The organism is Lysobacter sp. ISL-50 (assembly GCF_018612875.1).
Taxonomy (GTDB): domain Bacteria; phylum Pseudomonadota; class Gammaproteobacteria; order Xanthomonadales; family Xanthomonadaceae; genus Lysobacter.
In genome coordinates this window covers 66,284-91,977 of record NZ_JAGGRI010000003.1, presented here as the reverse complement: position 1 = coordinate 91,977, position 25,694 = coordinate 66,284, and the positions used below count along the sequence as shown (strand labels likewise).

Genomic DNA, 25,694 nt, shown 5'->3' with positions numbered 1-25,694 from the left:
TTAGGGTGGCGAGGACGCTGGGCCAGTCGTTGCCAGGATCGCGCGCCGGGTTTCCAGCGCCGCCAGCACGCGCTGCAGAAAAAAATCGGCGTTGACCGCCCAGAACGTCATGAGCAGCAGATCGCCCTGCGCGGCGTTCAGCGAATGCACTTCTTCCACGGACTGATCGCTGGCCTGCCCCAGCAGCTCGACGGTGGCGTCGGGGTGAAGCGCACAGACTCGATGCAGCCGATCCAGGTCGACGTTGCCGTCGTCGGTCAAACCAACCAGGCCGCCGACCAGGGCGGCCACCGATTCGTGCAGGCGCAGGCTTTCGAAGAAGCCCAACTCGCGCACGGTGACAATGCGATCGCCCAACGGCAGCGTGCGGTTGGGCTGCAAGATCGCCAGTTCGTCAACGACGGGCTCGGGATGTTTGACCTTGCGCGCCATTACGACTTCACCAATTCGATGCGGCCGAAGCCGCCCAAGTCCGGGTCCAGCGACCGGGACTCATCGAACAGCGTCGCGCCCGAGAGTTGCAGGCTGCCCCATTCCTCGGAGATCAAGTCCAACTGTTCAATGGGATTAAAGGCGACGCGGTAAAGGGTTACGCGGGCGCGGCGGCCGTTGACCGTGTTGATGCCGTCGAGGAACAGCATGCGTTCCTGCGGCGGCGTGTTGAACAGGGCGATGTTGACCGTCTCGCCGTGCTTATAAGTCGCCTTGAACGGCTGGGTAAAGCCATCGACCTTGCGCAGCCCGAGCAAGCCTGCGGAGGCCGATTCGGTCCACCAATTCGGTGCAGGTACCGTGACCGGCGGCGTGGCGCTGTCGGTGAGCGACACGTCGCTGACCCAGCCGCGGTCAAGCGCCACCATGTCGTTGGCTTTCAAGCCCGCCGGCAGCAGTTCATTGCTGACCGCGCCGGCCGGCAAGGTGGCCGGGATCGAATACAGGCCCTCAGCCAGATTCTCCGGGGTCGCCTCGTCCAAGGTCAGATTGAGATTGGCGGTCTTGCTTTGGATCAGGCGTCCGTACAGCAGGCGGTTGCCACTGAACGACTCGGTCTTGTCCGAGTTCTGGACCTCCAGAGCCAGTTGGAGTTGGGGGGCATTGCCGACCCACCGCAGCGGGCCGGGCTTGCCATTGGGTTGGCGCTGGGCGAGGTAAACCTTGCCCTGAAACGAAAACAGATCAGGCGCGGCCATCGGTCGCGTTGCTCCTATAAATAAGGTGTGGGTGGGCTGCCTGGCGGCAGCCGATTCAGCGGCGCAGCGAGCGCAGCAATAGCCGGTCGATATCGGCGGTGATCACATCGAGCCCGGCTTGGGCCATGCGGTCGGGGCGATCGCCCTTGCGCAGCATTTGCGCCAGCGACGGCCCGTAGAGGCGAATGATCGGCGTGCGCGGCACACGCTTGTCGCCGGAGATCGGGGTCCGAACGAACGCGATGTCGGCGCCGCCGTGGCGGCGATGGAAACCGCTACGGCGGAAACCCCTTCGGCCCCGGAGGGCGGTGAAGTTCAAACCGCGATCATCGGCGCTGCGTTTGGACGCGAAGTTCCGCAGGCCCACGCCGCGCGCGACGCCGACCAGCTCGACGCCCTCGCGCGTCGTTCGCACGCTGATGCCGGCGCGGATGCGCTGCGCCGACAGGGCGTACTCGGTCTGAATGTCGCGGCGGGCGATGACCGGCCAGCGGCGGCGCAACGTGCCCAGCGCGCGGCGCTGAGCGACCGCGACCTTGGCCGGGATCTCGCTGATGCGTTTGGCTACATCGAGCGTAGCGTTGGCATCGATGAACAGTTCCATCAGCGGCGATAACGGATCGTCAGGGCCACTTGCACGGCCACGACCGGTAAACCCTCCGGTCGGTCGAGAAACACGATGTCCTCGACCTGCACCGGCAACGCATTCGGCAGCGGAATCCACTCATCGAGCGCGTCCTCGATGTCGGCGGCGATGGCATGCGCTTGGACGTGTGCCTCTTCTAGCGACGATGGCACGGTCGCCTCGGCCACCGCCTGCATGATTCGGTGGCGTCCTTGGGGCTTGGCTTCGTCGCGCCGGATACCGAGCGATACCAGTGTCAGCCCGGTAACCAGTTCGTCGGAATGCTGCGACGGTTCCAAAGTAATCGTCGCGCCAATATTGGTGCGATAGCCCTCGCTCTCCTGGATATCCGCCAATCGACTAGCGATCTTCTCCAGCAAATCCCAGGACACAATCCAGGGCGAGGCGGTCTTAGACAGCATGACTTGTCCGCCCCCGAAGATCGCACCTTAAAAGGGCGTAGCCAGGGAGGCGCGCTGACACGCGCGCTGAGCCGGGAGTACGCTGGCAAGTGGTTCTCGCCGTGGAGGTTACCGTGATGAACGACACCAACACCGTGTTCGTCGGGCTCGATGTACATAAAGAGAGCATTGTTGCTGCTTACTCCGTGGGATACGGGGAAATACAAGGCTTAGGCAACATCGGTGTCCGAGACGTTGACGTAGCGCGCTTGTGTACCCGATTGCGGTCCAAGGCGGCGCGCGTTGCCTTCATTTATGAGGCAGGCCCCTGCGGATATGGTCTTTATCGGCTTCTGACCAAGAAGGGCTTTGAGTGCGTTGTATGCGCTCCATCGCTGCTCGCGCGTAAACCGGGCGACCACGTCAAGACCGATCGCCGCGATGCGACCATGCTGGTTCGCGCACTGCGCCATGGCGACTTCAGTCCTATTCACGTACCTACCGTCGACGACGAGGCCATACGCGACCTGGTCAGGGCATGGGTATCGGCCAAGCGAGATCTTCGACATGCGAAGCAGAGGCTAAAGTCGTTCCTGCTGACGCACGGAGTTCGATACGAAGGTAAAGCGGATTGGCGACCTGCACATCGACGATGGCTATCCGAATTCGTCTTCGCCACACCGTGGTCGCAAATCGCGTTTGAGGAACACCTGCGGACCATCACTGATCGAGAACATCAAAGCTCAAGATTGGAATGCGCTCTGCGCGAGCTCGCTCCGCAATGGCACCACTACCCGGTACTCCAGTCCTTACAGGGGCTCCGCGGAATCCAGTTCACGGCCGCCATGGCCATCCTTGCCGAAGTCGGCGATCTGAGCCGGTTCCAAAATCCACGCCAACTGATGGCATGGCTCGGGATTACGCCCAGCGAGTACAGTTCAGGCGCACGTCGTAAGCTCGGCGGGATCACGAAAGCGGGAAACTTCAATGCCCGTCGAATGTTGATCGAGGCGGCCTGGTCCTATCGATATCCAGCCAAGGTCACCAGAATCATCCAAACTCGACATCAAGAACTAAGCAAGTTGATTGTCGATCGAGCCTGGGATGCGCAACTTCGCCTGTGCGGCCGGTTCCGCAAGCTCACACAGCAAGGAAAGCACCCCAATCTCGCGGTCGTCGCCGTCGCTCGCGAACTGGCCGGCTTCATCTGGGACATCGCGCGCATGACGCGATCCCAAAGCGCAATCTGAACCACCGCGCCCTCCGAGTCTCTTGGAGTCGGCGCAGCCCGGTGTGGTAGGTAACCCTCGACATGGTTGAGTGATGGCGGTGCAGTTGCCGATTCACGATCCTTAGACAGAGGCAGGCCTACGAAACGAACCCGAGTACTGCGGTACCCAACCCGCGAATATCAGCGTGATAACACCGTCGATCGTACTGGCTGCGTCGTCCCGAGGGGATTTGGCCCACTCAAAGGAATGCTTATCGAAGCTATTTGACAGTGCAAGTCATATCATCCATGCAGCACCGCCTCGTTAACGAGGCCGTCATCGCGAACCAGCGCTTCGACCGCTTGCGTGCGGCCGTCGAGGATGACTTCGTCACCGCGACGGAACGTCCACTCCCGATTCCGGACCAGGACATGCCGGGCTCGGCCGATGACCTGCTGGAACTCCCCGAGACGCTCGACGCCGTCGCGCACGATGAGGGTGATTCGCACCGAGGGGTTAGGGCGGCGCTGAATCTGCGCGACGACGCCGAGCGTGTCGAAGACTACCTCGTCCATTGTCGTGAACGCGTTCACACCCTTACGCCTTCAGCTTAGGCAGCAACGCCGGGCGATGGCACATCGGCAGCGGATTCGACTGCGTGTGCAGATCGGTTCCGCGGTCGAACTTACGCGGCGCCTGCTTGCTGTAGAGCAGTTGGCCCAGGGTGTTGACGCTCTCGTTGAAGTCGGCCGGCGCCACGTAAGTCGCGAACGTGTCCAGCGTGCCCAGCGGGAACGCGTGGCCTTCGCCTTCGGCGATGAAACGACGGGACTTACCGTCTGCATCGCTGGCTTCGCCGGTGTACTCCTCGAACCTCACGCCCGCCATTCGGAAGTCAGCGCGCATGTCATCGCGCAACGCCGCGCCTTCCTGCCAACGTTCGTAGGCTGCCTTTACGTTTTGATGCCCCGTCAGCGCGTCGAAGAACTCGGTCGACACCAGCACATGAATGCCGCTCATGCGCTCGCCAAGCAGCGATTGGCTCATGTAGCGCTTAAGGTCCAGGCACTTCTTGCGAACGTCGGTGTCCTTGTTCGCGAGCTGGAAGTCGAAGGTCTTCGGCGTGATGTTGAAGATGTCGAACAGGTTCGCCAACTCGGTGCCATCGGCGTCCAGGATCACACCCTTGAGCGCGCCCATACGAAGGTGCTCCAAAGTGATCGCGTGCTTGTTGCGCATGGTCTGCAGGTGATCGGCCATAACGCCGGCCACGGTCTCCAGTTCGGACTCGGTGCCGAATGCGCGGACACCGACGACCTCCTCGGGCAGCACCACATCGTCGTGGGGAATATGCGGAACGTTGAACGCACGCAGGCTGCGCTTACCGCGCTTGCCCACGGTGCCCGGTGAGCCCACCGGTTGGGTCTGCAACAACGACAGCACGCCATTGCGTTCTTCGACCGTCACTTGCCGCGTACGCACCGGTTTGACCGGAAACAAGTTCAGCTCGTCCAAGCGACCGTATTGGTTCGGCAGCAGGTTAATCGCGGTGGTAAGAGCGCTCATCGAGAACGCCGGATTATGGAACGGGTTGTTCATGGACATGGATCAGACTCCGTGGCGGACAAGCACGCCGTGATCGCGCAATTGCGCGACGGCGGCTGCACGTTGTTCAGGGGTTACGGCGCGCGGCCAGACCAAGGCGTGGTCGGCGACGGTGGCGTGGCGGGCGACGATCAAACCGTCCGGACTGGGCTCGGTAGTGGTCGAGATCGGCGCGATAGCCACTCCAGCGGCGGCCTCCCGGCCGTCGGTGGCGGCGGGGTCCAGTGCCGCCACCTCACCGCTCGCGGTAATGCGACCGACGACCTGACCGAGCTGCAGCACTTGGCCGGCGACGACGATGACCTGATCGCGCGAGTAGAGGTTGTCGGCTTCGAACTTGAGCAGATCGCCCAGGTTCAAACCTTCTTGGACAGGCGGATACGTGGTCAGGCGCATCAGCGTCCCCTCCGCGCCGCGGCGGCACGGGCTTTCACCGTGTGAATCAGCGGGTTGTCATCCAGCGACATTGCCGTCGACGGCATCGGTGCGGTCGGCGACAGGTGACTGGTGATCTCCGGCGACTCGGCCTTCGCCGCGAGCAGCCGCTGGCGCGCGGTCGCGGCCGAAATGCCTTCGGCCAGAAAGCTCGCGGTCAGGGCGGATTGACCTGCCAGTTCGCACAGTTCGGCAATTGCCAGGGCATCGCTGTGCGCTTGCGCGCGCACGACATCGGGTTCAACGGTCGGTACCGCCGAATCAGGGGTAGACATCAGAGGGGACTCCAGGAAAAGGGGACGCGCGGCGGCATCCAGTTCGGTGTGCATTTGTTGGACGGCGTCGCTGAGCGTGCCGAGCCGGTCGGCCAGGCCGACGTTGATGGCGTCCTGGCCGAAGTACAGTGCGGCCTCGCTTTCGCGCACGGCGTCAATCGAGAGGCCACGCTGGTGAGCGACGGTCAGCACAAACAGTTCGTACAGACGATCGACTTCGGTTTGGATGGACGCGCGCGCCTGCGGCGTGAGCGGCTCATGCGGGCTGCCGTCGTTCTTGCGCGCGCCCGCGTGGATCGGGGTGAACTTCAAGCCGGCGTTCGCGTCTTGCTGCGACTGATCGAGATGCAGGGCGATCACACCGATCGATCCAACTCCGGCGGTGCGGGTCAGAAACACGCGTTGACTCGCGCTCGCTAAGGCGTACGCGGCGGAGAAGGCCGCATCGTTGGCGACCGCCCACACCGGCTTGTGCTGGCCGGCGGCGTGGATCTGATCGGCCAGATCGAACACCCCTGCGGCTTCGCCACCGGGACTGTCGATATCGAGCACGATGCCGCGTACCGTGCTGTCGGCCAGCATGGCCTCCAGTCGGCGGCCGATGGACTCGTAGCTGGTCAGGCCCGACAGCGCATCCAGGCCGCCGGTGCGCTGCACCAACGTGCCGTGGATCGGCAGCACGGCGATACCGCGCTCGTCGGCCAGTCGCGGCGCCGCGTTCGGACCGGGCGGCCCCATCTGCGGCGGCGGCACGGTCTGAAGCTCGAATCGGGGACCAAGCACACTCAGGATCACGTCCAGCTTGGCTCGCTGGATCAGCAGCGGCGTGTTGAACACGCGCGCCGCCAGATGGGGCAGTCGGATCATTCGGTGGGCTTCGCATCAAGGGCCGAGGTTTCGGCCGGTGGTGGCGCGTGTTTGGCGCCATTGCGGGCGACGGCGCGCGGATCGCTGTCCAGGACCAGGCCGAGCGCATCCGCGCGCGCAGCATCCGCCGCGATCTCGCGGTCGATGGTCTCGGCGTCGTAACCGGAACTGGCGATCGCTTCCGAGCGCGAGAGCAGGCCGGCACGAATCGCTAGGATCATTGCGTTGAATTCCTTCTCCGGATCGACCCAGCTCCAGCCTTGCGGCACCCATTTGCTGGTGCGGTACTGGCGCTTGCGACGCCGGTAGCCGGGCAGTTCAATCGCGCCCGACAACACCGCGGCATCCAGGAACGCATTCCAGATCGGCCGGCACAGTTGATAGACCAGCACGGTGTGCTGGACCATCTCGCAGCGGCGCCGGAACTCCAGCAGACCGGCGCGGATGGACGAGTAGTTCACCCCGGTCAAGTCGCCGGTCAGCTGCTCATAGGTAATGCCCACGGCAGCCGCCACCGCGCGGAACTGTGAGCGCAGGAACGCCTCGTAGCTCGCGCCCACATCGGCCGGCTGGGCGAAGGTGACGCTCTCGCCGGCCTCCAGAATCTGTAGGCTGCCCGGTTCCAGGCCGAGCGGCGCCGTCCCGTGTTCGTCGGGCGGTCCATCCCCGGGCAACGGATCTTCGGGACCGTCTCGGGTCACGAAGCCGGCGAACATCGCCGCCGTCTTCTTGCGGACCAGCTCGGCGTCGTCGTACTGGTCTAGCTCGTGCAGCTTGATGATCGCGCGCGCGAGCCACGGCTCGCCGCGAATCTGGCCGGGACGCAGCGGACGGAAGAGGTGCAGGATTTCCGATGCCGGCACCCGAAACGTTTCCATGCCACCGTGTCGCGACATCGGCGCCATCGCACCGTCTTGCGGATGCGACAGGTAGAGGTGATACGCGACCCGCCGTCCCAGCCGATCGAACTCGATGCCGGCACGGATCAGGTTGCCATTGGGCTCCTCCCGGTTGAGCGTCAGCGGCAGATGCTCCGGCTCCAGCAACTGCAATTGAAGCGGAACGGCAAAGCCGTCCTCCGGTCGTCGCGGTCGCAGCCGCACCAGGCACTCGCCGCCCTCCAACAGCGCGCGGCACGCCAGCGCCTGCAAGCCGTAGAGATCAGTCAGGCCCGCCGCATCGGCCTCGTCGCACCAGTCGCGCCACAGCGCCTGCAGTGCTTCGCGCTGCGTGGTATCGGCGATCAGAGATTGCGGCTTGATGCCCGTGCCGACCGCGTTGGCGACGAACGCTTCAAGCGCGGCATTCGCCCAGGCGTTGCGACGCACCAGGTCGCGCGAGCGCACCCGCAGCGCATCGCCGGTCGCCAGCAGCGCGGCGACCGCGCCGGGATTGCTGGGCTGCCACGCGGTCGAGCGGCGACCGTGGCCGGCGACTTCATGCACGGGCGTGCCTCCGAACATCGAGGTTCGCAGCCGGGACCACCAACTCATGTCAGAAGCCCTTGGAGGTGGTGGTCAGCAGTCGGCGCACGCGCCGGGGCTGGCCTTCGGTGCCGGCGAGCGCGGCTTCGATCTCGCGGATCGCGGCCAGCAGTTCGTCGACGGAGCGGTACTCGACCAGGCGGTCGCCGAAGCTGACGCGGCGTTCGCCGCGCGCGAGCGCGTTGCGCAGCGCCTTAAGTTGTTCGTGGGTATAAGGAAGATCGGTCATCGCATGAAACGGCTCGAAATGACCCGGCGCCCTCGGCGCGGGGCGGAAATGGAAAGGCCGCCTGGGGAGGCGGCCTGTGGGGAGGGGTAAGTCGGTGGGGACGGTGACGTTGATGGCATCGCCGCAGGTAGAACGCCAAGCGTTCGCTCCATCTCGCGCCAATGGCGCTCTTCGAATCGATCGACGCCGGCCTGCATCGCCGCGGCGCGCGCCATGACGTAACAGTCGAGCGCCTCGTTGCGGTCGCGCCGCTTCTCCCAGGCGCGCACGGTGTAGCCGTGGCGGTCGCGTCGGGAGATCAGGTGTTCGGCGGTCAGCTGCTGAAGGAACTCGCCGTCGACCTTCGGCAGGTGGACGTAGCCGGCCGGAAACGCCGGCTGCCCGTCCGGGCCGATCTCGATCGACAGGCGTAGCGCGTTGTAGAACTCCAGCTTGGCAATGCCACCGGCGATCGCGAACAGTTTCAAGCCGCGCCGGATGCGCTTACCGGGCACGCTCACATCCACCGCGGTCGGTGTGCCGATCAGCGCGGCGGCGCTGCCGACGCCTTTCATCGGCAGCAGGCGTGGATCGCCCGCCGAGCGCGCAAACGCATACGCTTCCTGCGTTGCAAAGCCTGTGTCCAAACCCAATCGCGTCAGCGGCAGCAGTGCGCCGCTGGCGTGGGTCCATTGCGCTTGCAGCACCTGACCCAATTCGTTCCACACCGCCGCGCGGGCGGTGTCGCCCATCAGCACGCGATGCTCAACCAGCCAGGTCTCGCGCCCGCGCCCGAAGGCCCAGACCGATACCTCAATGCGGTCTTTCTGAATGTCGGCGCCGCCGGTCAGCAACAATCCACCGGCCGGCACGGTGCCGATGCGGTAGTCCTCGCGCCGCTCCAGCAAACGCTCCCAGTCGGGGGCCTCGCCTTCCTCTTCCCAGGTCTCGCCCAGCTCGGTGTTCTTGAACGCCTTGAGCGCGGTCGCCGAGCCCTGGGCGGTTTCCCATGCGGCGGCGATGTCGGCCCAACTGCGCCAGCCGACCGGGGAGTACAGCGAGGACAGGTGGTAGCCGGCCGTCTTGCCGCTGTTCTGCGGGACGGTCGCGATCCAATGCCCGTCCGCCAGCATCGCGGTCTTGTGGTGCTCCCCGATCGGCTGCTCGCAGACCTCGCAGATGTAACGGGCCGAGCGCGGCTCGCCCCAGGTCCAGCGCAGTTGCTCGAATCGCAGCCACTGCTCATGCCGGCAATGCGGGCACGGCACGAAGAACCGGCGCTGGTCGGACGCAAGGTACTCGCGCTCGATGGTGCTGGCGCCGGCAATCGTCGGCGTCGAGACCAACAGAATCTTGCGCCGGGTAAAGGTGCGGGTGCGGGCTTCCGCCAGCGCCACCGCATCGCCTTCGCCTTCCACGTCGCGTGGGTAGCCGTCCACTTCGTCCAGAAACAGATACCGCACCGGCATCGAGCGCAGGCCGACCGCGCTGTTGGCCCCGGTCAGCACCAGCACGCCGCCGCGGAACTCCTTGGCGAGGATGGTGTTGCCGGCATCGCGCGCGCGCGACGGCGCAATGCGCTCGCGCAGCGACGGCGACTCCTCGATCAGCGGATCGATGCGCTGTTTCGAATTGCGCTTGGCCATCTCGACCGTGGGCGCCACCGCCATCATCGGTCCCGGCGCGCACGCGATGACGTACCCGATCCAATTATTGCCGCATTCCGTGCCCCCGACCTGAGCGCCCTTCATAAAGACGACGCGCTCGGTCGCCGAAGCCGGCGACAGGTCGTTCATGATGTCGCGCAGGTACGGCGTTCGCGCGGTGCGCCAGCGACCTGGCTCGGCCGACGAAGTGCTGGACAAAACCCGGTCGCGATCCGCCCACTCGGACACATCGAGAAATGGATCGGGCATCAGGCCGTCGCGCCAGTACCGCGCAACGTCGTCCGAACCGTCGTACACGCATTACTCCAGACGAGCGGAAAACTCGCCCAACTCAGACAGGTGTTGGCGCACCTCGCGCTCCAGCGCGACATGCATCGTGTGTGGATCAATACCCAACTCAGCGGCGAGCATCGAACTGATGCGCGCCGGCCAGTTCAACCAAGCATCGCGCTCAGTGCGCGCCAGCGCGAAGATCTGTTCCATGACCTGCGAGCGATCGATCAACTCGCCCTTCAACTGAGCGATGCGCAGCTTGTGGTGCTGCGCCTTTAAAACTTCATTAGCGGTACGCGCCTGCGCGTAGGTGTTGCTGCCGCTGGGCGCGCCCGTAGACACCATGGCGGCACCATCGTCGCTGGACCGCGCGCGCGAGGGGCGCGCAAGCTGCGTCCCGTCCGGTGGCCGCGTACTAGCGGCCCATTCCGCGTCAGCGCGCGCGGCATTGATCGTGCCGTCCGTCTCGGCGGTGATGCGGCCGGCGGCGATGGCCTTGCGCACGGCGGTGTCGGACACGCCACGATGGCGGCCGTAAGCACGGATGGAGATTCCCACGTCAGGATTCGATTCGGGTCAGCCTCCGCGACCGCCGGCCATCGGCGCAGATAGGGTAAAGGGAAGAGGGAACACCCCTGCTCCCACCGGGAGCAAGGGTGTGCGCTCTCGCGCGGCAGCGGTTAGTTACGGGGCGCGCAGATCGCCGCGAGGATCGCGTTCTCCAGATAGCTGATGGCGTTGCGTAGCACGCGCGGATACGTGTGATCCGCGACATCCCAAACTTGCATCAATCGAGCATGGCGCAACACCCGATTGAGCTGATGCACTGGCAGCGCCGAAAACTCCGGTTCCAGCCCATCGAAGTAACGCTCAATGGTGGCGTACAGCCAGCGCAGCGTCATCTCGTTCTCGCCAATCTCGCTTGGTACCAGTCGCTTACCGGCCCAGCCCTTGACCTGATCAATCGCGCGCTCCAGCGGAGCCAGTTCCTTCCGGCAAGCATCCACCAGCCGTTCAATCAGGTCAGCGGATAACCGCATGGTGCGGAAGGTATCGGTACGCTCGGCCAGCGTACTGGCAAGTCCGTAGCAAGCGAACAGACTCAGGACTTCGTTCGATTCCTCGGGCACCGGGTAACTCGACAGCAGTATCCGTTCCAGATAGTCGCCGAAGCTGCGCAATTCCGCGTCGGCGATAAGGTATTGGTCGTTCATGTATCTTCCTTGGTAGGCCGCGTTGGTGCGGCGACGTCATGAACGCTTCGCTGCGCGAGCATCGCAAGCGGAACCTCCGGCCTGCTTGACCGCCGACAGCTGACAGACAGGTGCGCTGAAGAAAGGAAGAGGGAAAACCCCAACGCCCGGTGGGCGCTGGGGTTTTCACACTCCGTTCTTATCGGTTGGCCGCGACCTCATTCACCTCATCGAGGATGGGATCAAAGTCCGGCTCCTTGGGCAGCTCGATCTGAGCCTTCTCGCACAGCATCATCACCACCGCCCAGCAACTGCGCGCCATTCGCTTCGCCGCGTCCAAATCTTCGGCGGCCATTTGCTCGGTGTCGTCAAATTGCAGCAGATCGTGGATGCATACTTCGTATCGCTGAAGGTACTTCGCAGTGCTGTGGAAATCGCGGTAATACTCGCTCACGGTAAATATTCCTTGAATCGCCGCGTCGTTGCGGCCAGTCCATGAACGCTTCCTTCAACGACAATTGCAACGGATCGTGCGCGAAATTCTCGCAGAAGAGGGAATACCCCAGCGCCCGTCGGGCGCTGGGGTAGGCGCTCTCAAACCATTACGTCGCCGAGTCGTTCAATTCCTCGACTACCCTCGCGAGGTCCATGTCGGGTTCGAATGCCAAGGAGCCACGTTCGGCCAGCATCTGAACGATGTTCAAGCAAGTGGTAGCCAACTCCTTCGTCGCCTCAAGTTCCTCGGCGCTGAGTCGCTCAGGATCGCCGTCGACCATGTCTCCCAAGACGTGATCGCAGTCCCTCAGCGCGTGCAAGGTGTTATGAAATCGGCAGTAAGACATATTCGCCATCGTTGTTCTCCAAGCTCGCCGCGTCGTTGCGGCGAGGACATGAACGCTTCTTCCAACAAGGAAGCAAAGCGGTGTTCGCCGCATTTCATATCGCGAGACACCTACCGGACAGGAACAAGGCCGCTTGCGGGGTGCCGTGGGAAGAAGGAACACCCCAACGCCCGGTGGACGCTGGGGTCTGCGCTCTTCGCGTCAGCGCTGCACTAAGCCATGCGATCGCGCTGTAGTCGTTACCATTCCGCTTGCGGCTCTGTGACGTGGGGGCTTAACGGGACGCCACCCTCTCCGATGATCCCTCTCATTTCCTCTGCCATTTCGACGTATCCGCCGCAACCATCGATTACGTCAAACATCTCGGCGACCGCTCGCACCATCTGGTCCGCTGCAATGTTCTCGCGATGACTCAGTGGGCGTTCCAAGCCGCGACCCGCCGCCCGTAGACGGCCTCTGGCGGCGCACATTGCCTCCACGCCTGCCGCGAAGACGGCGGCGCGGCAAGGCGGCAGATGGCGCGTGTCCGCACCGGGCTTCAGGCAAAGCCTACGATCCAAGTGGTAGGTCAGGGCGGCACGGTCGTTCAGCCGATAGTCCCATCTCATCCAAGCATGGAGCGTTTCGAACAAGTCGCAGCAGGTGTCCAGCATCCATTTCACCTGCTCGCGCTCTGTTTCGGTAAACCGTCTTCTCCAATCTTCCGTCGTTTTAATTGCATCGATACACGGGCCGATTGCTCTTGTTGCGGCCCTAAACAAATTCGTATTGTTCTGCGGCATGGCTACGCTCTCCGTGTACCGCGTCGTTGCGGCGAGGACATGAACGCTTCCTTTCGCTCACAAGCCAAGCGGAATCTGCAGGAAGAACGAGCGTTCTCTTAACTCGTTTAGGCCTTGGACAACTGGCCGCCGGAAGCTGTACGCCCGTTGTCTTTGGTCTGCGAAAGTCAGGATATGACGAGCAGTCGGCTTGGCTTCTCACCCAGCGGAAGCGTTCATGCGTCGACCCAACGCACAGCCACGGAGGCTGCCATGAACCGCAAGACGCTCACCACCATCGCGCAACAACACCTGCACGTATCAACGCTGGATATGCGAGGTAGCGACGGCCTGGACTTCCACAGCGTGTGTGCCAGCAACCTCGACAGCGCGCTAACCGCCGCCTACCTCGCCGGCTACGCCGCCGCACTGCGTGCCGCTGGCGGCAGCGCAGCGGACGCCCTGCCGACCGAGCGGCATACGATGCTCGGCAGCGTATGGCTCGGCGAAGGCGAAGCAGAAGACTGGTCCATCGATCCGCGTGCGGAGACGGTCGTTACCGCGCCCATCCCGGAGGTCGCCCTAACCGCGTACCGGTGGCAGGAGGCAAGGGCCTGCGATCTACTGATTCCTACCGCGATCCGACAGCGCCGAATCGGCTGATCCCCACAACACCCGACAACGCCCCGCAAGGGGCGTTTTTTGTGGCTGCGCAACGTAGCTGTCTGACGCCTGTCTGTAACTGAGAACGCTCGTTCTTAGTCGCGCTATTCGCTTGGCTTCGTTGTGGAAGGAAGCGTTCATGTCCCCACACCAACGACGGCCACGGAGGCCAACCATGAACGACCAAACCGCAGCATTTAAAGACTACATCCACGGAATGAAGAAGTATAACCGCGCGGCACTGACGCAACTGCTCAGCATCAACGACTGGCACTTGGCCGCACAGCACGAAATGGAACGGCGGGCCTACCTCGTCCTGAACACTTTCAACGACGACGTGATGGTCGCCATCGCGAACGGCGACATCAACCCGCACCAAGCCATCAGCGAAGTGCTCGCCGGCTGACCCTCCTGCGCGCCTCGCACCGGCGGGGCGCGCTAACCCAACACACCTCACCACTTAGGAAACAGATATGTACCAGATCACCGACAACCAGCGCGCCCTGATCCTCCTCGCCGTCGAAACCGGCGGTCGCATCGAGAACTTCCCCGACAACCTGCGCGGCGGCGCGCGCACGGCCGTGACCCGCTCGCTCCTGCTCAACGACCTGATCGCAACGGACGGCGCGGGCCACGCGCTCACCGATGCGGGCTACGAGGTGGTGGGTCTGGAGCCCCCGATGACCGACATCGTCCGAGCGGAGGAAGGAGATGGGGTCATTGAGAGCGGCGAAGAAAATGCCGACAACGAATCGGACGCTAGTCACGACGTCGACGGCGACGCGGATGCCGATGCTGGCGACACCAACGCCGCTATCGGGGTCATCGCCGAGGCAGTCACGCCCGCGCCGGCAAAAGAGCGCAAGCCGAATCGCATCGCGCAAGTCGTCGCCCTGCTGATGCGCCCGCAGGGCGTGACCATCAAGGAGGTCATGGCCGCGACCGACTGGCAGCAGCACTCGGTGCGCGGATTCTTCGCCGGCACGCTCAAGAAGAAGGGTTACACGGTCATCAACGAGAAGGCGGGCAAGGAAGACCGCGTCTACCGCATCCAGACCGAGGAGGCCAAGGAAGCCGAACGTGCGGCGGCACCCACCACCAGCGACGAGGAAGAGTGATCCCAGCGCGCGGCCGGGCAAACGCCCGGCCGCGACGCGCTAGGATAACGTCTCTTCTTGTCCGACAGCTTAACGCTGCGACGAACGTCGATTTATGCCCTGCACACCGCTTGGTTTTCGTTTGGTTTGAAGCGTTCATGGCCTCCCAACACGGAGACCGCATCATGAGCCTAAGGAAACAACCCGATCCGCTGCTCTCGGCCCTGCCGGAGTTACTGCTGGCGCTGGTCGAGGACCAGTTGAGCAACAACGAATCCAGCACCGACGACGAACTGCGCGACTACTTCATCGACTGCGGTCTGAGTCGCGAACAGGCCGAGCGCGCGCTGGAGTACCGAAGCGCGTACAGACACCTCTATTTCGGCGGCGCAACGCCAATCCGCACCGGCGCGGCCATTCGGTTCAATCCGACCAGCGGCGATTTCGATCTGATTTGAATCGGCCACATCCAAGCGGCGCGCAGCGATGCGCGCCGTTCTTCGTTCGGAGAACAACCAATCTTGTCTGAAGACTAAACAGAAGTGGCGTCAGCGCAAATACCGCCGTCGTTCCGCTTGGCTTCCTCGCCGAAGGAAGCGTTCATGTCGGCACGCCCACCACGGAAGACCGCCAATGATTACCACCCACATCGCGCCGCGCATCCAGAAGGTCCGATTTGCACGCAAAGCCGAGAACTTGTCCTGGGTCCAACGCGAGCTTCGGGACCTAGACGTACCGGCAGAGTTCGCTCGAGTCGTGGAGGTCAAGGAGCTGACCTCCTGCGAATACGACGCTTTCGCCAAGCAACTGCTGCGCGACCGCGATTGGCTCTACAACTTCCACGGGATGTACACCGACGCGTTGGAGATTCGGTCGGCGAACCGTCCGACGCTGTATATACGCACCGAAGGCTACAGGTACGCCCGCTACGTCGGGTTGGCCGCCGACGAGGGTTGAGCCGGCGGCGTGCTGGCGTCGCGCGAGAGCGCGGCGTCAGCGGCGCAGGGCGCGGAGGATTTCGGCGGCGACTTGCGGCACGATCGCGTTGCCGGCGGCGCGCAGCTTAGGAATTCTTGCGGATACCCCATCAGCCAGAAGACGAATTCCGGATTCAGGTATCCGGCGACCGGCGAGGGTCCGACTTGTCTGCCAAGCATCCCATTGACCGGTGCGCTGCCAATGCTCGACGCATCCTTGTGATCCCGCGCCGTCGGCGTCGCCCACACCGCCTGCGCTGGCAGCGGTAACGTCGCCCCGCTGCCGAAGCGCTGGCCGGGGCCGCCCTTCTCCCCGTCGCTCGCGCGCGGCGTGCTCCACACCGCCTTCGCCACCCCCGGCAGGCCATTGCGCCGCTCGGCCGCAAAGTCGCCGCGCTTCTCCGCGTCGTTCGCCGTCGCGGTCGGCCAGACCCGCTTCGCCAAGTGCGCCAGTTCGATGGTGCGTTTCTTCCCGTTCGGCATCTTGCCCGTCAACGTCGTTCCCGGCGGCACGCTGCGCCCGCCGCTCGGAACCAGCGGCGTCGGCCAAACGTCGTCCGACGATCCAGACGCGGCCGCGTCGGTGCGGGGCGTTGACGGCGCAAGCTGGAACAACAACCGCCCGGCTGGCGTAGCCTTCGGCTTCCAGGTCAGCGAGAACTCCGTCGAGTGCCAGCGGGACGATGCCAGCAACATTTTCACCCAGGAATGCAGCGGGTCGCGCGGATGCAATAAGGCGATGCAATTCCGGCCAGAGGTGACGGTCATCCGCCCGCGCGCGCTGTCGGCCCGCGACGCTGAAGGGCTGGCACGGGAAGCCGCCCGTCCAGATCGGTTCCTCGTCGGGCCAGCCGGCGAGCCGGCAGGCGTAGGCAAAGCCGCCGATCCCGGCGAAGAAGTGGCATTGGCCGTAGCCGCGCAGATCGTCTGCGGGAACAGATCGGATGTCGCGGTCATCGACGTCGCCCGGTGGGATCAGGCCGGCAGCAATCAGGTTTCGCAGCCAATGGCATAGGTAGGGATCGAGTTCGTTGTAATAAGCCGGGCGAATCATTCGGCATCCGCGAGGGTGTCGGGCTCGACGCTGCTCGCGGCATCATCAAACAGCACGCCATCAGACTGCCGGAGCGCGGCCTGGCCGGCATGGTCTTGCCAGCGCCGAACAATCACGTCCGCGTACCTCGGGTCCAGCTCGATCAGGCGCGCGCGGCGGCCGGTTTTCTCGGCCGCGATCATCGTGGTACCCGATCCACCAAAGGGATCGAGCACCAGATCGCGACTCTTGCTGCTGTTGCGAATAGCCCGCTCGACCAGCACCACCGGCTTCATGGTCGGATGCAAGTCGTTCTTGCTGGTGCGGTCGATAAACCAAACATCCCCCTGGTCGCGATCGCCACACCAAAAGCGGTCGTTGCCATCTCGCCAGCCGTAGAGGATCGGCTCGTACTGACGCTGGTAATCGGCACGGCCCAGCGTGAACTTGTTCTTGGCCCAAATGATGAACGTGGACCAGCGACCACCGGCAGCGCGGAACGCCGTCTGCAACCGGTCCAGTTCCGACGATGACATGGCGATGTAGATCGCGCCTTTGGTCAGGGCTACCATCTGCGCGCAGCACGCTTCCAAGAATGCGCTGAAGTCCGCAGCCAGTAAGTTGTCGTTGAGGATCGGACGGTGCTTGCCGCGCAGCTTGTCCTTCGGGTTGTTGGCGTAGTTCACGCCGTAGGGCGGGTCGGTGAAGGTCATGTCCACCAGTTCGTCGCCGAGTAACACCGCGTAGTCAGCGGCGTGGGTGGCGTCGCCGCACAGCACCTTGTGGTTACCGCAGATCCAAACATCGCCACGGCGCGAGACCGGTTGCTCCTGCACTTCGGGTACCGCGTCGTCGTCCGTCAACCCGGCCGGGTCGCCGTCGAGCAACTCATCCAGTTCGTCATCGGTGAAGCCGAGCAGGTCCAGATCGAAATCGGCGTCGCGCAGCTCCTCCAGCTCCAGCCGTAACAGTTCCTCATCCCAGCCCGCGTTCTCGGCGAGCCGGTTGTCGGCGATGACGTAGGCGCGCTTCTGCGCCGGGGTCAGATGCGCCAGTTCGATGACCGGCACCTTGCCGAGACCCAACTGGCGTGCGGCGAGCAGTCGGCCGTGGCCGGCGATGATGCCGCTGGCGCCATCGACAAGAACCGGGTTGGTCCAACCGAATTCCACAATACTCGCGGCGATCTGCGCGACTTGCGCATCGGAGTGTGTGCGCGCGTTGCGCGCAAACGGAATGAGCGCCTCGATCGGGCGCTGTTCGATCTGAAGGTTCAAAGGATGTCCGAGTGCGAACCGGGTTGCAGGGACTGCAAACCCGAAAAAAGAGATTGACGCTAGCGGGGTTTTGCGGCTGGGCCCCCCGCACCCCGAATCGGCCAGGGAGGACCCGCCGATTTCATCCGCCGACGTCGCGACGTGTCGGCGCGTGTGGGCCGCGTGCTACGAGGGTGAGGCAACGGCGGCGACTCGTTCGCGCGCCGCACGTTGCGGCTGTGTCGCGGCGTCGTTGCGTTGAACTGTTCGAAGACGCCGTGGTGACTGTCTTCGACCGGGCGAGAAAAGGGTCAGCCCGAAGATTTCGCTGATGCTCTGCGACGCTTCGGGCTGACCGTGCCGACTGCCGCGTCCCCCGACGCACCATCTTCAGCATGCCGACTAGGCTAGGGCAAAACCCGGATGTTTGGGACACCCTGTTTTTGCTCCGTGGTGACACAAGGGGACACCAAGGGTCAGTAGGACAACGTCGTTCGATCAGCGACGGATTTGACCGCCGCGAAGTGCGGCAACGGACCGTTGAGATGCACGGTCACTAGCGTCAGCGCGTGCTGCCAGCGTCGCCATGCGGTCTTGCGGATCAGACCGGTGCGGGTACACACCTCGCGCCACGGCACGTACTGTGCCCTGAGCCAGATCAGGCGACGCTGCTCCTCGTCCAGCCAACGCAGCCACCGCACGGTTTCGCCGAAGCGATCAATCGCAGCAGGCGAGGCAGCAAAGCGCAGGACGATGCGCTCGTCGGCGTAGCCTTCCCAGGACTGGCGTTGGATGTCGGGCCAGTACGCCGCGTAGCCCTGCACCCTGGCCGGCGGCAATCGGCGCGCGGTCACCGCGGCTTCGTGGAAACGATCCGCGACCGCATCGATGGTCCAGGTGAAGCTCATGCCTTCGGCTCCTGGGCGACTGCCCAGTGCAGCAGCGCCAACGCGTCGGCCTCGTTGTCGTCGGCCGGCTGATAGCCCCAGTGCTTCACCGCTTCGATCATCGCCGCCTTGTTGGCGTTGCCCTTGCCGGTCGCGAATTTCTTGATCGTGCCCACCGGCACGCCCTGGTACGGCACGGCATGGCGCTCGCACCACGCGCTGAGCTGCGCCAGGAAACCGCCGTAGGCATGCGCGGCGTCAACGCCCTTGTGCCGGCGCACTTCCTCGAAATGGACGGTCGCCAGCGGGCCGGCGAAGCGCCACAGGTCATCGAGCCAGCGCACGAAGCGCAGGTAGCGCATGCCGCCGCCTTCGAAGCGACCGACCTTGAACGGCTCGCTGCCGCTCATGACTTGGCCCGACAAGCGCAACGACCAGCCCAGCGTCGTGCCCAGGTCGAGCGCGAGGATGACAGGGCTGTCCGTATCGAGCGCAGGGCTGGCATTGCCTGCGTGGCGATCCGCTGACTCGTCGCGAATCGTCGTCTTGGCGTTAGCGCCGAAGACGTTCGGCTGTCGCATACGAGCGTCCGCATGCGAGGTGGGTGTTTCGTAAGTCATTGATTTGTCTCCGGTCGATGCGGTTTGTGACCGAATGAGACCGTAGAATCGTAAGTCTATACGCGTGTGTGCGCGCGCACACATGTAGGGAGTTACGATTCTTCGGCACCATTCGGTCACAAGGGGTTAGTTGTCGGCGTAGGGAAGACGCACGGATTGCTGGCGCGGCTTAAGCGAGAGACCGGCCAATCCTTTCGCGCCGCCGGGCAGTCGCAAGCGAGCGAAGCCTCTTGCGAGCAATTGCTGCACCAGCCACCGGGACGTGCCGATGTACTCGCCGCGCTGCTCACCCCGTTCCCTCCAACGCAGGAACGTGTCCTCGATCGTTACGCGCGCGTCCGGGTGCACGAAGAAGTCCTCGGTCACGAATTCGCCGACGCGGTCTTCTTCCTCGAAATACTCGTCGGTCGCATCGATCACGCATTGCGGCGGGCGCAGGCCCGTGCGCTGCCAGTCCAAGCAGCCCTGCACGGCCCAGCTCATGATCCCGTCGCGTTCGGCCAGCAACTTCTCGGTCAAGCGGCCATCACGTCGCTCCGGGGGAATGGTGACCGTGAAGGGCACCATGTGTAGCCGGCGCTTCATCGCCTCGTCCACGTTTCGAATCGCCGGCTTGTGGTTGCCGGCGATGACCAACTTGAACTGCGGGATGTACTCGAAGAAGTCCTGGCGCATGAAACGCGCGCTGACCTTGTCGCCGCCCGTGATGGCTTTGAGCTTGGCTTCGTTCCAGCGCCGGCCTTGCTCGGTTTCGCTGGCCGCGACGAAGCGCGCGCCGCGCAACCCGGCCAGATCGGTCGGGTGTCGATCGCCGCGCGCTTCCATGAACGTCTCCATCGGCGCGTTGGTCGCGTAGTCGCCCAGGATCGTGGCCAACGTGTTGACGAACACGGACTTACCGTTCGCGCCAGTTCCGTATAGGAAGAACAGCGCGTGCTCGCGGGTCACGCCGGTCAGGCAGTAACCCGCGACGCGCTGCAGATAGTCGGCGAGTTCTGTGTTGCCACCGGTCACGTCGCCCAGAAAGCGGCGCCACGTCGGGCACTCGCCCATCGGACTGGCCGTGGTCAGCCTAGTCATATGTTCACCGCGTGCATGCCGGCGCAACGCGCCGTTGCGAAGATCCACGATCCCGCTCGGTGTATTCAGCGCCCACACGTCGCGGTCCCAATCCTCGGCCCAGGAGGCGTGGCGCGGGTCGCTACGGGCCAAGCGTTCAACGCCGCCGACGGTCGAAGCCGACGCCAGCTTCGAACGCTGCGACGGCTTTTCGGAAAATGGCTGCGCCGCACGACAGACACCGCGCACCAGGTGCTGCAGAACGAGGGTTCGATCAGGATTCCAGCGCATGCCGGTCCAACTCAACCACTGACCCCAGGCCGCGCAATAACGCCAGTCGTCGGCATAGTGGCGGGTAAAGGCCAGTCCCAGGCCGTCGTCGCTGCTCCAGTCCAGGCCGCCGAAGTCGATAGGAGGCGGCGCGTCATCGTTGCCGGGCGATAGGAAGGTGCGCTCGCCCGCGCGCAGGAAGCCGTCGACGTCGAAGCCCTCGGCCACTGCATCGAAGGCGTCCCACGCTTCCGGCTTGTCGTCGGGTAGGTGCAGCAACGCCACCGAGTCCGCACCGGCCTGGAACGCCGCCTGCGCGGCCTGCATCGCGTACTCCCAACCGGGCTTGTCCTTGTCGGGCCAGATCAGCACATGCTTGCCGGCCAGCGGCGACCAATCGGTTTTGTCGATCGGGGCGTTGGCGCCGTTCATTGACGTGGTCGCGCACGTCCCGCGTTCGATCAACGCATCGGCCGACTTCTCGCCCTCCACCAGCACAACCTCGTTGGACGCCGCGACGCCAGGCTGGTTGTAGAGCGGTCGCGGCGTCGGCGCTTGGTGCTTGCGACGCTTGGCATCCCACGGTCGGTACTGCTTGCCGTGGGGCGGATCGTAGCGGTAGACGCACGCGATCAGCTCGCCCTCCGCGCTGAGGTAATCCCATCGCGCCGTATGCGGTCCCAACTCGTCTAGTACCGGCTCGGAGCGGCGGCGCCGCAAGGGCGCCTGCGCTTCGGGCGCACGTCCCAGCAGCGCGTCGGCCTCGTCCAGCACCTTCGCGAAATCGCGCCGTGCATCCAAGCGATGATGGGCCGCGATGAGGTCGAACGCATCACCGCCTTCGCCGCTGGCATGGTCTTTCCACAGCCCTGCCTTGTCGCCGGTCAGTTCCACCTCCAGGCTATCGCCCGCTTGGCCCGTCACGTCGCCCACGACGAACTTGCCGTGGCGCACCTTGCCCTTCGGTAGGAGCGCGTGCAGCACGCCTTCCCATCGTTGCAGCAGCGCCGCGCGGACATCGGCCCGCCGCGCGCGCGCGGCGTTTTCCGATGCAAGGGCATCGTTGAAATCCATCATGCGCGCGCCTCCACTGCTTGGCGCAGGGCTGCGTCGAGGGCGCAGATGCCGGCCGTAGCCCTCAGCACCAGCATCAGCTGCCCCTTAAGCCTCGGACTGTCCCAGTCCATCTCGGCCACGCATCGGTTCGCGAACTCTTCAGGCGATTCCGCGGCGTCCATGCTGTCGGTGGCGAATCGCTCCAGTCGAACCAACACCTGACTGCCGTAGCGAACCGTCGCCTCAACGGGCGCCACCACCTCCGGCCGGTCTACCCGATTCCGACTTGCACTGCGGTTGAGCGACGCCGAAAGCTCGCGCTGTCGCGGCTTTCGCTCCTCGATCGCCACCAATCGCGCTTGAGCTTTGGGATTGAGGGAGGCGATCTTGGCCGCCTCGTGGACGGTGATTGCGCCACCGTCAACCTTGGCGATCAGATCCGGGATACCCGCCTCCCTGACACGAACCGCGTTAGCGATCGTACGGTCGGAAACCGAGAGCAATTTAGCGACGTGGTCGCGCGTCACAATCTCATTCTGCAAATTTGCAGAATGAGAATAGGTTCCTCCGACCGGGCGGTTAGCAAGTCGTGAAGCGACCATCGCTCGCTGGGACTCACTAAGATGCCGCCGCGTGACGTTCTCGCTGATGATGAAAGCGAGGGGATCATCGCCGTCGAAGGTAACGAATCGAGGCACGACGCCGCACGTCAGGCACGCACGATACCGATGGCGACCGTCGAGAATCGCCCCTTCAAACAGCACAATATCGTGACGCAGGCCGTTCACACGGATATCTTCAACCAATGCCTTGAACGGCTCGTCGGCCATGTCGGGCAGAGCCATGCAAAGCGGATGAAACTCCACAGTCATCAGATCAGCTCCGGCAGTTTCTCGTCGGCCCTGGGGAAGACCGAACGCCACGTCCTGACCTCGCGCTTGGCGCGGTAGAGATTCCACGCCTTGAAACAAGCGTGGATCTGGACGCCATCGCGGATCGGGACGCCCTGCATGCGCGATTCCATCAGCTTGGCGCGCAGGTGATAGATGGACTCGGTCATCGACAGGTGACCGCCGGTGAACAGTGCGCTGAGAAAGTCCTCCGCGGCCTCCGGATCGATCTGGGCGAACCGCCAGTGCAGGAACATCGCCTTAGCATGGGAAATGGGCGGGTAGCGCTTCGGCAGCAGCGCCGCGTAGCGGCTGGCGGGCTGCACATACGGATGCTGCTTCCAGAAATCCAGTTGTGCCTGGTTCGTGGGGCGCGCGGAACTGTGCGCCAGCAGGCCGCGACTGAAGTTCACGATCATCGGCAGCGCCGCCGCGGCCGTGCGGGCCTCGCTCAGCGAAATGCCATCGATGGTCAAGATATCGGACCCAGTTCGGTGCCGACCGGTGTCGATGACATCGAAGGAGCCATCTTCCAGGCCGGTGTTCACGACCACGTCGATGATCGCATCGGCTTCCACGATCGCGGATAGTCGGTGCTGGCCGTCCAGCAACCGACCGCTCTTGCTGAACTTGATCGATTCGCCGGTGCTCTTCCATTGCCCGCCGGTCATATCGCAGGCGTATTGCGACACCGCCTTGTGTCGAATGGGCCGGTTGTTGCTGTTTCGGTGCAACCAAGCCGACGCGATCACGGCGTTGACCAAGACCACTTCGATCGAGCAGCGCTCGCGCGCGGGCAACGTGATGGCTTCGGACTCGGATTCAATCGTAATCGGCAAACGATGGACATTCTGGTTCATGACGCAACCTCAGTGGTGGGTGATGGGGGTGGCTAGGGACCAACAGCGGTCCTGCCAGGGGCACTGGCGACAGGTTTGATGGGTGGGGGTGGTGGTGATGCGGGGCAGTAACTCGGCGACATCGCTGGCGCGCAAGATCTCGACGGCACGGTCGGACGCGCGCTGCGCCAGGCCCCGATCGAACACGACACGCTCGGCATAGATCGACATGTCGTCGGCGCAGATGGCGGTGAACAGCGCCGGGTGTTCGTGCAGACCCAGGTACGCCTGATACATCGCGATCTGCGTGGCATAGACCGGCCGGCTGGCGAACAGCCGCTTTCGCTGCAGCTCGCGGAACGTCTTCAGGCCGACGGCTTTGTTTTCCCAGAGCATCGGGTATTGAAAACCGCTGGGGCCGGCGACGATCACGCCATCTGCGTGGCCGCGAACGCGCCCGGCAGCAGCGGCGAAGCCGAACTGCTCGCCTTGGTCGTTGCGCGTGCGCAGCTCGAAACCGGCCAGCCGCAGCCAGTCGGCCATCCAGTCCTCGACGCGGTGGCCGCGTGCGAACACGCGGAGTACCCGACCGGGGAAGTGCCGACCGAGGTCTTTGGGCGCGTCGAAGTATTGGAACTGCAATCGGCGCGCGCAGTCTTCGCCGAGGCTCGATGCGCCCAGGTAGGCACGCGGCGGCAACAACGCCGCCTCGCGTTCCATTGCGGAATCGACGAGCGCGCCGACCTGTTCGGATACGTCGTGCGTGTTGAAATCAAGCATAGTTTCGGTCGCTAAAGTGGCGAATGCCAAAAAAAAATGGCAATGCCAAAACTCAAAAAGGGATGGAGTCGTTCTCGAATCCATCCAGCGGCAGCGCGACCTTGTGGCCAGCCGGCGATGTCTGTCCGCGAATCGATGCTTCGTAGGCCAAGGTGATGGCTTCGATGACTTGCATGACCTGCGCTTGGTTGTAGTTGTTTAGGGGCTTGTGCCATCCGATGTTGTCGGCGGCCGACGCCAGCGCTTGGCGGCACGCACGTTGTGCTTCGTGGGACAGGGGGTGGGTCACAGGCAATAGCTCCTCTATCGACGCCGGATCACTCCGGCGTCGTGTGTCGTAGAGTTGGTGAAAGGCGTTCTGGCAGGTGGTCGAGCAGAACGCCCATCGATACGGCGCGCGCCGCGGATCACCGATCTGGCGGCGCAGATCCAGATGGCCGAAGCCGCGGGCGGGCTTTCCGCAGGCCCAGCAACACGTCATCGGCCATGACGTGACTGATCGACCACGCGGTCGCGGTAGTCGATCAACGCCCTGGCGTGTTCATGGTGCTGTTGCGCTTGCTGCAGCAAATGCTGGATCTGGGCGTGCAGATCCGCGGCCGAGAGTTTGCGCAGTTCGGTATAGATACCCTCGCGGTTCGGGTATCGCTCTTGCAGGGGCGACTGTCGGGTCATGCGTTGGGTTCGCCTCACTGCGCCCACGCCGGGCGACCGGCGACCGGGGCGGCCGTTGCCGCGACCTGGGCCGCGTGCGGCACACGCGCGGGCGCCATCGCCGCGTTCGGCGCGGTCGGCATGCCGCCCATGACCTCCTTGTAGCTCGGGTGATCGGGCGTGATCGGAATTTTGATGACCGCTTTGTCGGAGCCGTCACGCTGATCCTTGTCCCAATCCACTTTGCCGACGAACACCAAGCCGTCCAGATCGGCGAAGCTCTCGATGCAGCGGCGGGTCTGCGCGGTCGCGCTGATGTCATCGGGATGCAGTCCGAACGCGGAGTCGAGCGCGCCCCTGATAAAGCTGCGACCCATCTGGCCCCAAGTCGCACCGTTCACGCTGTGCAGCCCGATCAGGGACCACAGCTTGCGTTTCGCATATTTGCCGTCCAGCACGACGAATTCACCGGCGAGGTAGATCGCCCCGGTGTCGCCGCGCGTGGCCCAGCCGTGCAGCCAACCCTGGCTCGGGTCGTTGTAGCCGCCGGGCTTGATGGTCATGCGGACCTTGACC

General features: G+C 64.1%; 34 protein-coding genes. 7 read left to right on the top strand and 27 right to left on the bottom strand.

Features of this window, described 5'->3' with window-relative positions:
- From J7J50_RS01955 to J7J50_RS01940, 4 genes are read right to left on the bottom strand one after another with little or no spacing between them, the layout of a single operon-like run.
- Entirely contained in the window at positions 1–432 is a 432-nt protein-coding gene (locus J7J50_RS01955; RefSeq protein WP_215063240.1) for a DUF6631 family protein, read from the bottom strand.
- Entirely contained in the window at positions 432–1,190 is a 759-nt protein-coding gene (locus J7J50_RS01950; RefSeq protein ID WP_215063242.1) for a hypothetical protein, read from the bottom strand. The genes J7J50_RS01955 and J7J50_RS01950 overlap by 1 nt, the downstream gene beginning before the upstream one ends.
- A gap of 55 nt (positions 1,191–1,245) precedes the next feature.
- The gene (locus J7J50_RS01945) at positions 1,246–1,794 is read right to left on the bottom strand and encodes a hypothetical protein (protein WP_215063244.1); all 549 of its coding nucleotides are present in this window, start codon (positions 1,792–1,794) and stop codon (positions 1,246–1,248) included.
- Entirely contained in the window at positions 1,794–2,237 is a 444-nt protein-coding gene (locus tag J7J50_RS01940) for a hypothetical protein (protein ID WP_215063246.1), read from the bottom strand. Before J7J50_RS01940 ends, J7J50_RS01945 begins: the two co-directional genes overlap by 1 nt.
- 116 nt (positions 2,238–2,353) lie before the next feature.
- On the opposite strand from J7J50_RS01940, the gene J7J50_RS01935 reads away from it, so the two are divergent.
- On the top strand, positions 2,354–3,466 hold the full coding sequence (locus J7J50_RS01935; RefSeq protein ID WP_215063248.1) for an IS110 family transposase: 1,113 nt from the start codon (positions 2,354–2,356) through the stop codon (positions 3,464–3,466).
- Between the two features lie 263 nt (positions 3,467–3,729).
- Here the strand turns inward: J7J50_RS01935 and J7J50_RS01930 are convergent, their stop codons facing one another.
- The 12 genes from J7J50_RS01930 to J7J50_RS01875 form a co-directional block, all read right to left on the bottom strand.
- The gene (locus J7J50_RS01930) at positions 3,730–4,020 is read right to left on the bottom strand and encodes a hypothetical protein (RefSeq protein ID WP_215063250.1); all 291 of its coding nucleotides are present in this window, start codon (positions 4,018–4,020) and stop codon (positions 3,730–3,732) included.
- 4 nt (positions 4,021–4,024) lie between these two features.
- On the bottom strand, positions 4,025–5,032 hold the full coding sequence (locus J7J50_RS01925) for a major capsid protein (RefSeq protein ID WP_251044290.1): 1,008 nt from the start codon (positions 5,030–5,032) through the stop codon (positions 4,025–4,027).
- Positions 5,033–5,035: 3 nt separating this feature from the next.
- Positions 5,036–5,428 (bottom strand): head decoration protein, encoded by a 393-nt coding sequence (locus J7J50_RS01920; RefSeq protein ID WP_215063251.1) that lies wholly within the window; start codon positions 5,426–5,428, stop codon positions 5,036–5,038.
- Positions 5,428–6,609, bottom strand: a complete 1,182-nt coding sequence (locus tag J7J50_RS01915; RefSeq protein WP_215063252.1) for a S49 family peptidase — start codon at positions 6,607–6,609, stop codon at positions 5,428–5,430. Before J7J50_RS01915 ends, J7J50_RS01920 begins: the two co-directional genes overlap by 1 nt.
- Positions 6,606–8,102 (bottom strand): phage portal protein, encoded by a 1,497-nt coding sequence (locus J7J50_RS01910; RefSeq protein ID WP_215063253.1) that lies wholly within the window; start codon positions 8,100–8,102, stop codon positions 6,606–6,608. The genes J7J50_RS01915 and J7J50_RS01910 overlap by 4 nt, the downstream gene beginning before the upstream one ends.
- A gap of 1 nt (position 8,103) precedes the next feature.
- Entirely contained in the window at positions 8,104–8,322 is a 219-nt protein-coding gene (locus J7J50_RS01905; protein ID WP_215063254.1) for a hypothetical protein, read from the bottom strand.
- Positions 8,319–10,265, bottom strand: a complete 1,947-nt coding sequence (locus tag J7J50_RS01900) for a phage terminase large subunit family protein (RefSeq protein WP_343222418.1) — start codon at positions 10,263–10,265, stop codon at positions 8,319–8,321. The genes J7J50_RS01905 and J7J50_RS01900 overlap by 4 nt, the downstream gene beginning before the upstream one ends.
- Before the next feature lie 3 nt (positions 10,266–10,268).
- A complete protein-coding gene (locus J7J50_RS01895; RefSeq protein ID WP_215063255.1) occupies positions 10,269–10,799 on the bottom strand; it encodes an elements of external origin in 531 nt (176 codons plus the stop codon).
- 122 nt (positions 10,800–10,921) lie between these two features.
- Complete coding sequence (locus tag J7J50_RS01890; RefSeq protein WP_215063256.1) at positions 10,922–11,455, bottom strand: hypothetical protein; 534 nt, start codon at positions 11,453–11,455, stop codon at positions 10,922–10,924.
- Positions 11,456–11,633: 178 nt separating this feature from the next.
- Positions 11,634–11,888: a hypothetical protein gene (locus J7J50_RS01885; protein WP_215063257.1), complete on the bottom strand. Its 255-nt coding sequence runs from the start codon at positions 11,886–11,888 to the stop codon at positions 11,634–11,636.
- Between the two features lie 148 nt (positions 11,889–12,036).
- Positions 12,037–12,285: a hypothetical protein gene (locus J7J50_RS01880; RefSeq protein WP_215063258.1), complete on the bottom strand. Its 249-nt coding sequence runs from the start codon at positions 12,283–12,285 to the stop codon at positions 12,037–12,039.
- Between the two features lie 230 nt (positions 12,286–12,515).
- Positions 12,516–13,058 (bottom strand): hypothetical protein, encoded by a 543-nt coding sequence (locus tag J7J50_RS01875; protein WP_215063259.1) that lies wholly within the window; start codon positions 13,056–13,058, stop codon positions 12,516–12,518.
- Between the two features lie 252 nt (positions 13,059–13,310).
- On the opposite strand from J7J50_RS01875, the gene J7J50_RS01870 reads away from it, so the two are divergent.
- The 5 genes from J7J50_RS01870 to J7J50_RS01850 all read left to right on the top strand — a co-directional run bounded on the left by J7J50_RS01870 (position 13,311) and on the right by J7J50_RS01850 (position 15,754).
- A complete protein-coding gene (locus J7J50_RS01870; RefSeq protein ID WP_215063261.1) occupies positions 13,311–13,700 on the top strand; it encodes a hypothetical protein in 390 nt (129 codons plus the stop codon).
- Between the two features lie 175 nt (positions 13,701–13,875).
- A complete protein-coding gene (locus J7J50_RS01865) occupies positions 13,876–14,106 on the top strand; it encodes a hypothetical protein (protein ID WP_215063263.1) in 231 nt (76 codons plus the stop codon).
- Between the two features lie 67 nt (positions 14,107–14,173).
- Complete coding sequence (locus J7J50_RS01860) at positions 14,174–14,818, top strand: DUF3489 domain-containing protein (RefSeq protein WP_215063265.1); 645 nt, start codon at positions 14,174–14,176, stop codon at positions 14,816–14,818.
- Between the two features lie 164 nt (positions 14,819–14,982).
- On the top strand, positions 14,983–15,255 hold the full coding sequence (locus J7J50_RS01855) for a hypothetical protein (protein ID WP_215063267.1): 273 nt from the start codon (positions 14,983–14,985) through the stop codon (positions 15,253–15,255).
- Positions 15,256–15,430: 175 nt separating this feature from the next.
- On the top strand, positions 15,431–15,754 hold the full coding sequence (locus J7J50_RS01850; protein WP_215063269.1) for a hypothetical protein: 324 nt from the start codon (positions 15,431–15,433) through the stop codon (positions 15,752–15,754).
- Here J7J50_RS01850 and J7J50_RS24635 read toward each other — a convergent pair.
- Complete coding sequence (locus J7J50_RS24635; RefSeq protein ID WP_251044288.1) at positions 15,724–16,269, bottom strand: hypothetical protein; 546 nt, start codon at positions 16,267–16,269, stop codon at positions 15,724–15,726. The two genes, J7J50_RS01850 and J7J50_RS24635, sit on opposite strands and share 31 nt — an antisense overlap.
- On the opposite strand from J7J50_RS24635, the gene J7J50_RS24630 reads away from it, so the two are divergent.
- Complete coding sequence (locus J7J50_RS24630) at positions 16,259–16,789, top strand: hypothetical protein (RefSeq protein ID WP_251044286.1); 531 nt, start codon at positions 16,259–16,261, stop codon at positions 16,787–16,789. The two genes, J7J50_RS24635 and J7J50_RS24630, sit on opposite strands and share 11 nt — an antisense overlap.
- Positions 16,790–16,824: 35 nt before the next feature.
- Here the strand turns inward: J7J50_RS24630 and J7J50_RS01840 are convergent, their stop codons facing one another.
- The 10 genes from J7J50_RS01840 to J7J50_RS01795 form a co-directional block, all read right to left on the bottom strand.
- Positions 16,825–18,084, bottom strand: coding sequence for a site-specific DNA-methyltransferase (locus J7J50_RS01840; protein WP_215063279.1), 1,260 nt, complete (start codon positions 18,082–18,084; stop codon positions 16,825–16,827).
- Positions 18,085–18,539: 455 nt separating this feature from the next.
- The gene (locus J7J50_RS01835) at positions 18,540–18,971 is read right to left on the bottom strand and encodes a DUF6362 family protein (protein ID WP_215063281.1); all 432 of its coding nucleotides are present in this window, start codon (positions 18,969–18,971) and stop codon (positions 18,540–18,542) included.
- Positions 18,968–19,531, bottom strand: coding sequence for a hypothetical protein (locus J7J50_RS01830; protein WP_251044285.1), 564 nt, complete (start codon positions 19,529–19,531; stop codon positions 18,968–18,970). Before J7J50_RS01830 ends, J7J50_RS01835 begins: the two co-directional genes overlap by 4 nt.
- Positions 19,532–19,696: 165 nt before the next feature.
- Positions 19,697–21,976: a phage/plasmid primase, P4 family gene (locus tag J7J50_RS01825; protein WP_215063283.1), complete on the bottom strand. Its 2,280-nt coding sequence runs from the start codon at positions 21,974–21,976 to the stop codon at positions 19,697–19,699.
- The gene (locus tag J7J50_RS01820; RefSeq protein ID WP_215063286.1) at positions 21,973–22,827 is read right to left on the bottom strand and encodes a ParB/RepB/Spo0J family partition protein; all 855 of its coding nucleotides are present in this window, start codon (positions 22,825–22,827) and stop codon (positions 21,973–21,975) included. Before J7J50_RS01820 ends, J7J50_RS01825 begins: the two co-directional genes overlap by 4 nt.
- Positions 22,827–23,705, bottom strand: a complete 879-nt coding sequence (locus J7J50_RS01815) for a hypothetical protein (RefSeq protein WP_215063287.1) — start codon at positions 23,703–23,705, stop codon at positions 22,827–22,829. The genes J7J50_RS01820 and J7J50_RS01815 overlap by 1 nt, the downstream gene beginning before the upstream one ends.
- A gap of 9 nt (positions 23,706–23,714) precedes the next feature.
- Positions 23,715–24,464 (bottom strand): hypothetical protein, encoded by a 750-nt coding sequence (locus J7J50_RS01810; protein ID WP_215063288.1) that lies wholly within the window; start codon positions 24,462–24,464, stop codon positions 23,715–23,717.
- 52 nt (positions 24,465–24,516) lie between these two features.
- A complete protein-coding gene (locus J7J50_RS25230; protein ID WP_215063289.1) occupies positions 24,517–24,753 on the bottom strand; it encodes a DUF6511 domain-containing protein in 237 nt (78 codons plus the stop codon).
- A 188-nt stretch (positions 24,754–24,941) separates the two neighbouring features.
- The gene (locus tag J7J50_RS01800) at positions 24,942–25,139 is read right to left on the bottom strand and encodes a hypothetical protein (protein WP_215063290.1); all 198 of its coding nucleotides are present in this window, start codon (positions 25,137–25,139) and stop codon (positions 24,942–24,944) included.
- Positions 25,140–25,153: 14 nt separating this feature from the next.
- Positions 25,154–25,681 (bottom strand): hypothetical protein, encoded by a 528-nt coding sequence (locus tag J7J50_RS01795; RefSeq protein WP_251044281.1) that lies wholly within the window; start codon positions 25,679–25,681, stop codon positions 25,154–25,156.
- Positions 25,682–25,694 lie beyond the last annotated feature (13 nt).

Bases quoted from the DNA above. Each gene is read 5' to 3' on its own strand.
- J7J50_RS01880 (WP_215063258.1), bottom strand. From the start codon at position 12,285: ATGGCGAATATGTCTTACTGCCGATTTCATAACACCTTGCACGCGCTG.
- J7J50_RS01905 (WP_215063254.1), bottom strand. From the start codon at position 8,322: ATGACCGATCTTCCTTATACCCACGAACAACTTAAGGCGCTGCGCAAC.
- J7J50_RS01890 (WP_215063256.1), bottom strand. From the start codon at position 11,455: ATGAACGACCAATACCTTATCGCCGACGCGGAATTGCGCAGCTTCGGC.
- J7J50_RS01915 (WP_215063252.1), bottom strand. From the start codon at position 6,609: ATGATCCGACTGCCCCATCTGGCGGCGCGCGTGTTCAACACGCCGCTG.
- J7J50_RS01850 (WP_215063269.1), top strand. From the start codon at position 15,431: ATGATTACCACCCACATCGCGCCGCGCATCCAGAAGGTCCGATTTGCA.
- J7J50_RS01935 (WP_215063248.1), top strand. From the start codon at position 2,354: ATGAACGACACCAACACCGTGTTCGTCGGGCTCGATGTACATAAAGAG.
- J7J50_RS01950 (WP_215063242.1), bottom strand. From the start codon at position 1,190: ATGGCCGCGCCTGATCTGTTTTCGTTTCAGGGCAAGGTTTACCTCGCC.
- J7J50_RS01945 (WP_215063244.1), bottom strand. From the start codon at position 1,794: ATGGAACTGTTCATCGATGCCAACGCTACGCTCGATGTAGCCAAACGC.
- J7J50_RS01835 (WP_215063281.1), bottom strand. From the start codon at position 18,971: ATGAGCTTCACCTGGACCATCGATGCGGTCGCGGATCGTTTCCACGAA.
- J7J50_RS01855 (WP_215063267.1), top strand. From the start codon at position 14,983: ATGAGCCTAAGGAAACAACCCGATCCGCTGCTCTCGGCCCTGCCGGAG.
- J7J50_RS01870 (WP_215063261.1), top strand. From the start codon at position 13,311: ATGAACCGCAAGACGCTCACCACCATCGCGCAACAACACCTGCACGTA.
- J7J50_RS01820 (WP_215063286.1), bottom strand. From the start codon at position 22,827: ATGACTGTGGAGTTTCATCCGCTTTGCATGGCTCTGCCCGACATGGCC.
- J7J50_RS01925 (WP_251044290.1), bottom strand. From the start codon at position 5,032: ATGTCCATGAACAACCCGTTCCATAATCCGGCGTTCTCGATGAGCGCT.
- J7J50_RS01940 (WP_215063246.1), bottom strand. From the start codon at position 2,237: ATGCTGTCTAAGACCGCCTCGCCCTGGATTGTGTCCTGGGATTTGCTG.
- J7J50_RS01830 (WP_251044285.1), bottom strand. From the start codon at position 19,531: ATGCGACAGCCGAACGTCTTCGGCGCTAACGCCAAGACGACGATTCGC.
- J7J50_RS01810 (WP_215063288.1), bottom strand. From the start codon at position 24,464: ATGCTTGATTTCAACACGCACGACGTATCCGAACAGGTCGGCGCGCTC.
- J7J50_RS01955 (WP_215063240.1), bottom strand. From the start codon at position 432: ATGGCGCGCAAGGTCAAACATCCCGAGCCCGTCGTTGACGAACTGGCG.
- J7J50_RS01920 (WP_215063251.1), bottom strand. From the start codon at position 5,428: ATGCGCCTGACCACGTATCCGCCTGTCCAAGAAGGTTTGAACCTGGGC.
- J7J50_RS01910 (WP_215063253.1), bottom strand. From the start codon at position 8,102: ATGAGTTGGTGGTCCCGGCTGCGAACCTCGATGTTCGGAGGCACGCCC.
- J7J50_RS01860 (WP_215063265.1), top strand. From the start codon at position 14,174: ATGTACCAGATCACCGACAACCAGCGCGCCCTGATCCTCCTCGCCGTC.
- J7J50_RS01815 (WP_215063287.1), bottom strand. From the start codon at position 23,705: ATGAACCAGAATGTCCATCGTTTGCCGATTACGATTGAATCCGAGTCC.
- J7J50_RS01795 (WP_251044281.1), bottom strand. From the start codon at position 25,681: ATGACCATCAAGCCCGGCGGCTACAACGACCCGAGCCAGGGTTGGCTG.
- J7J50_RS01825 (WP_215063283.1), bottom strand. From the start codon at position 21,976: ATGATGGATTTCAACGATGCCCTTGCATCGGAAAACGCCGCGCGCGCG.
- J7J50_RS01800 (WP_215063290.1), bottom strand. From the start codon at position 25,139: ATGACCCGACAGTCGCCCCTGCAAGAGCGATACCCGAACCGCGAGGGT.
- J7J50_RS01875 (WP_215063259.1), bottom strand. From the start codon at position 13,058: ATGCCGCAGAACAATACGAATTTGTTTAGGGCCGCAACAAGAGCAATC.
- J7J50_RS01865 (WP_215063263.1), top strand. From the start codon at position 13,876: ATGAACGACCAAACCGCAGCATTTAAAGACTACATCCACGGAATGAAG.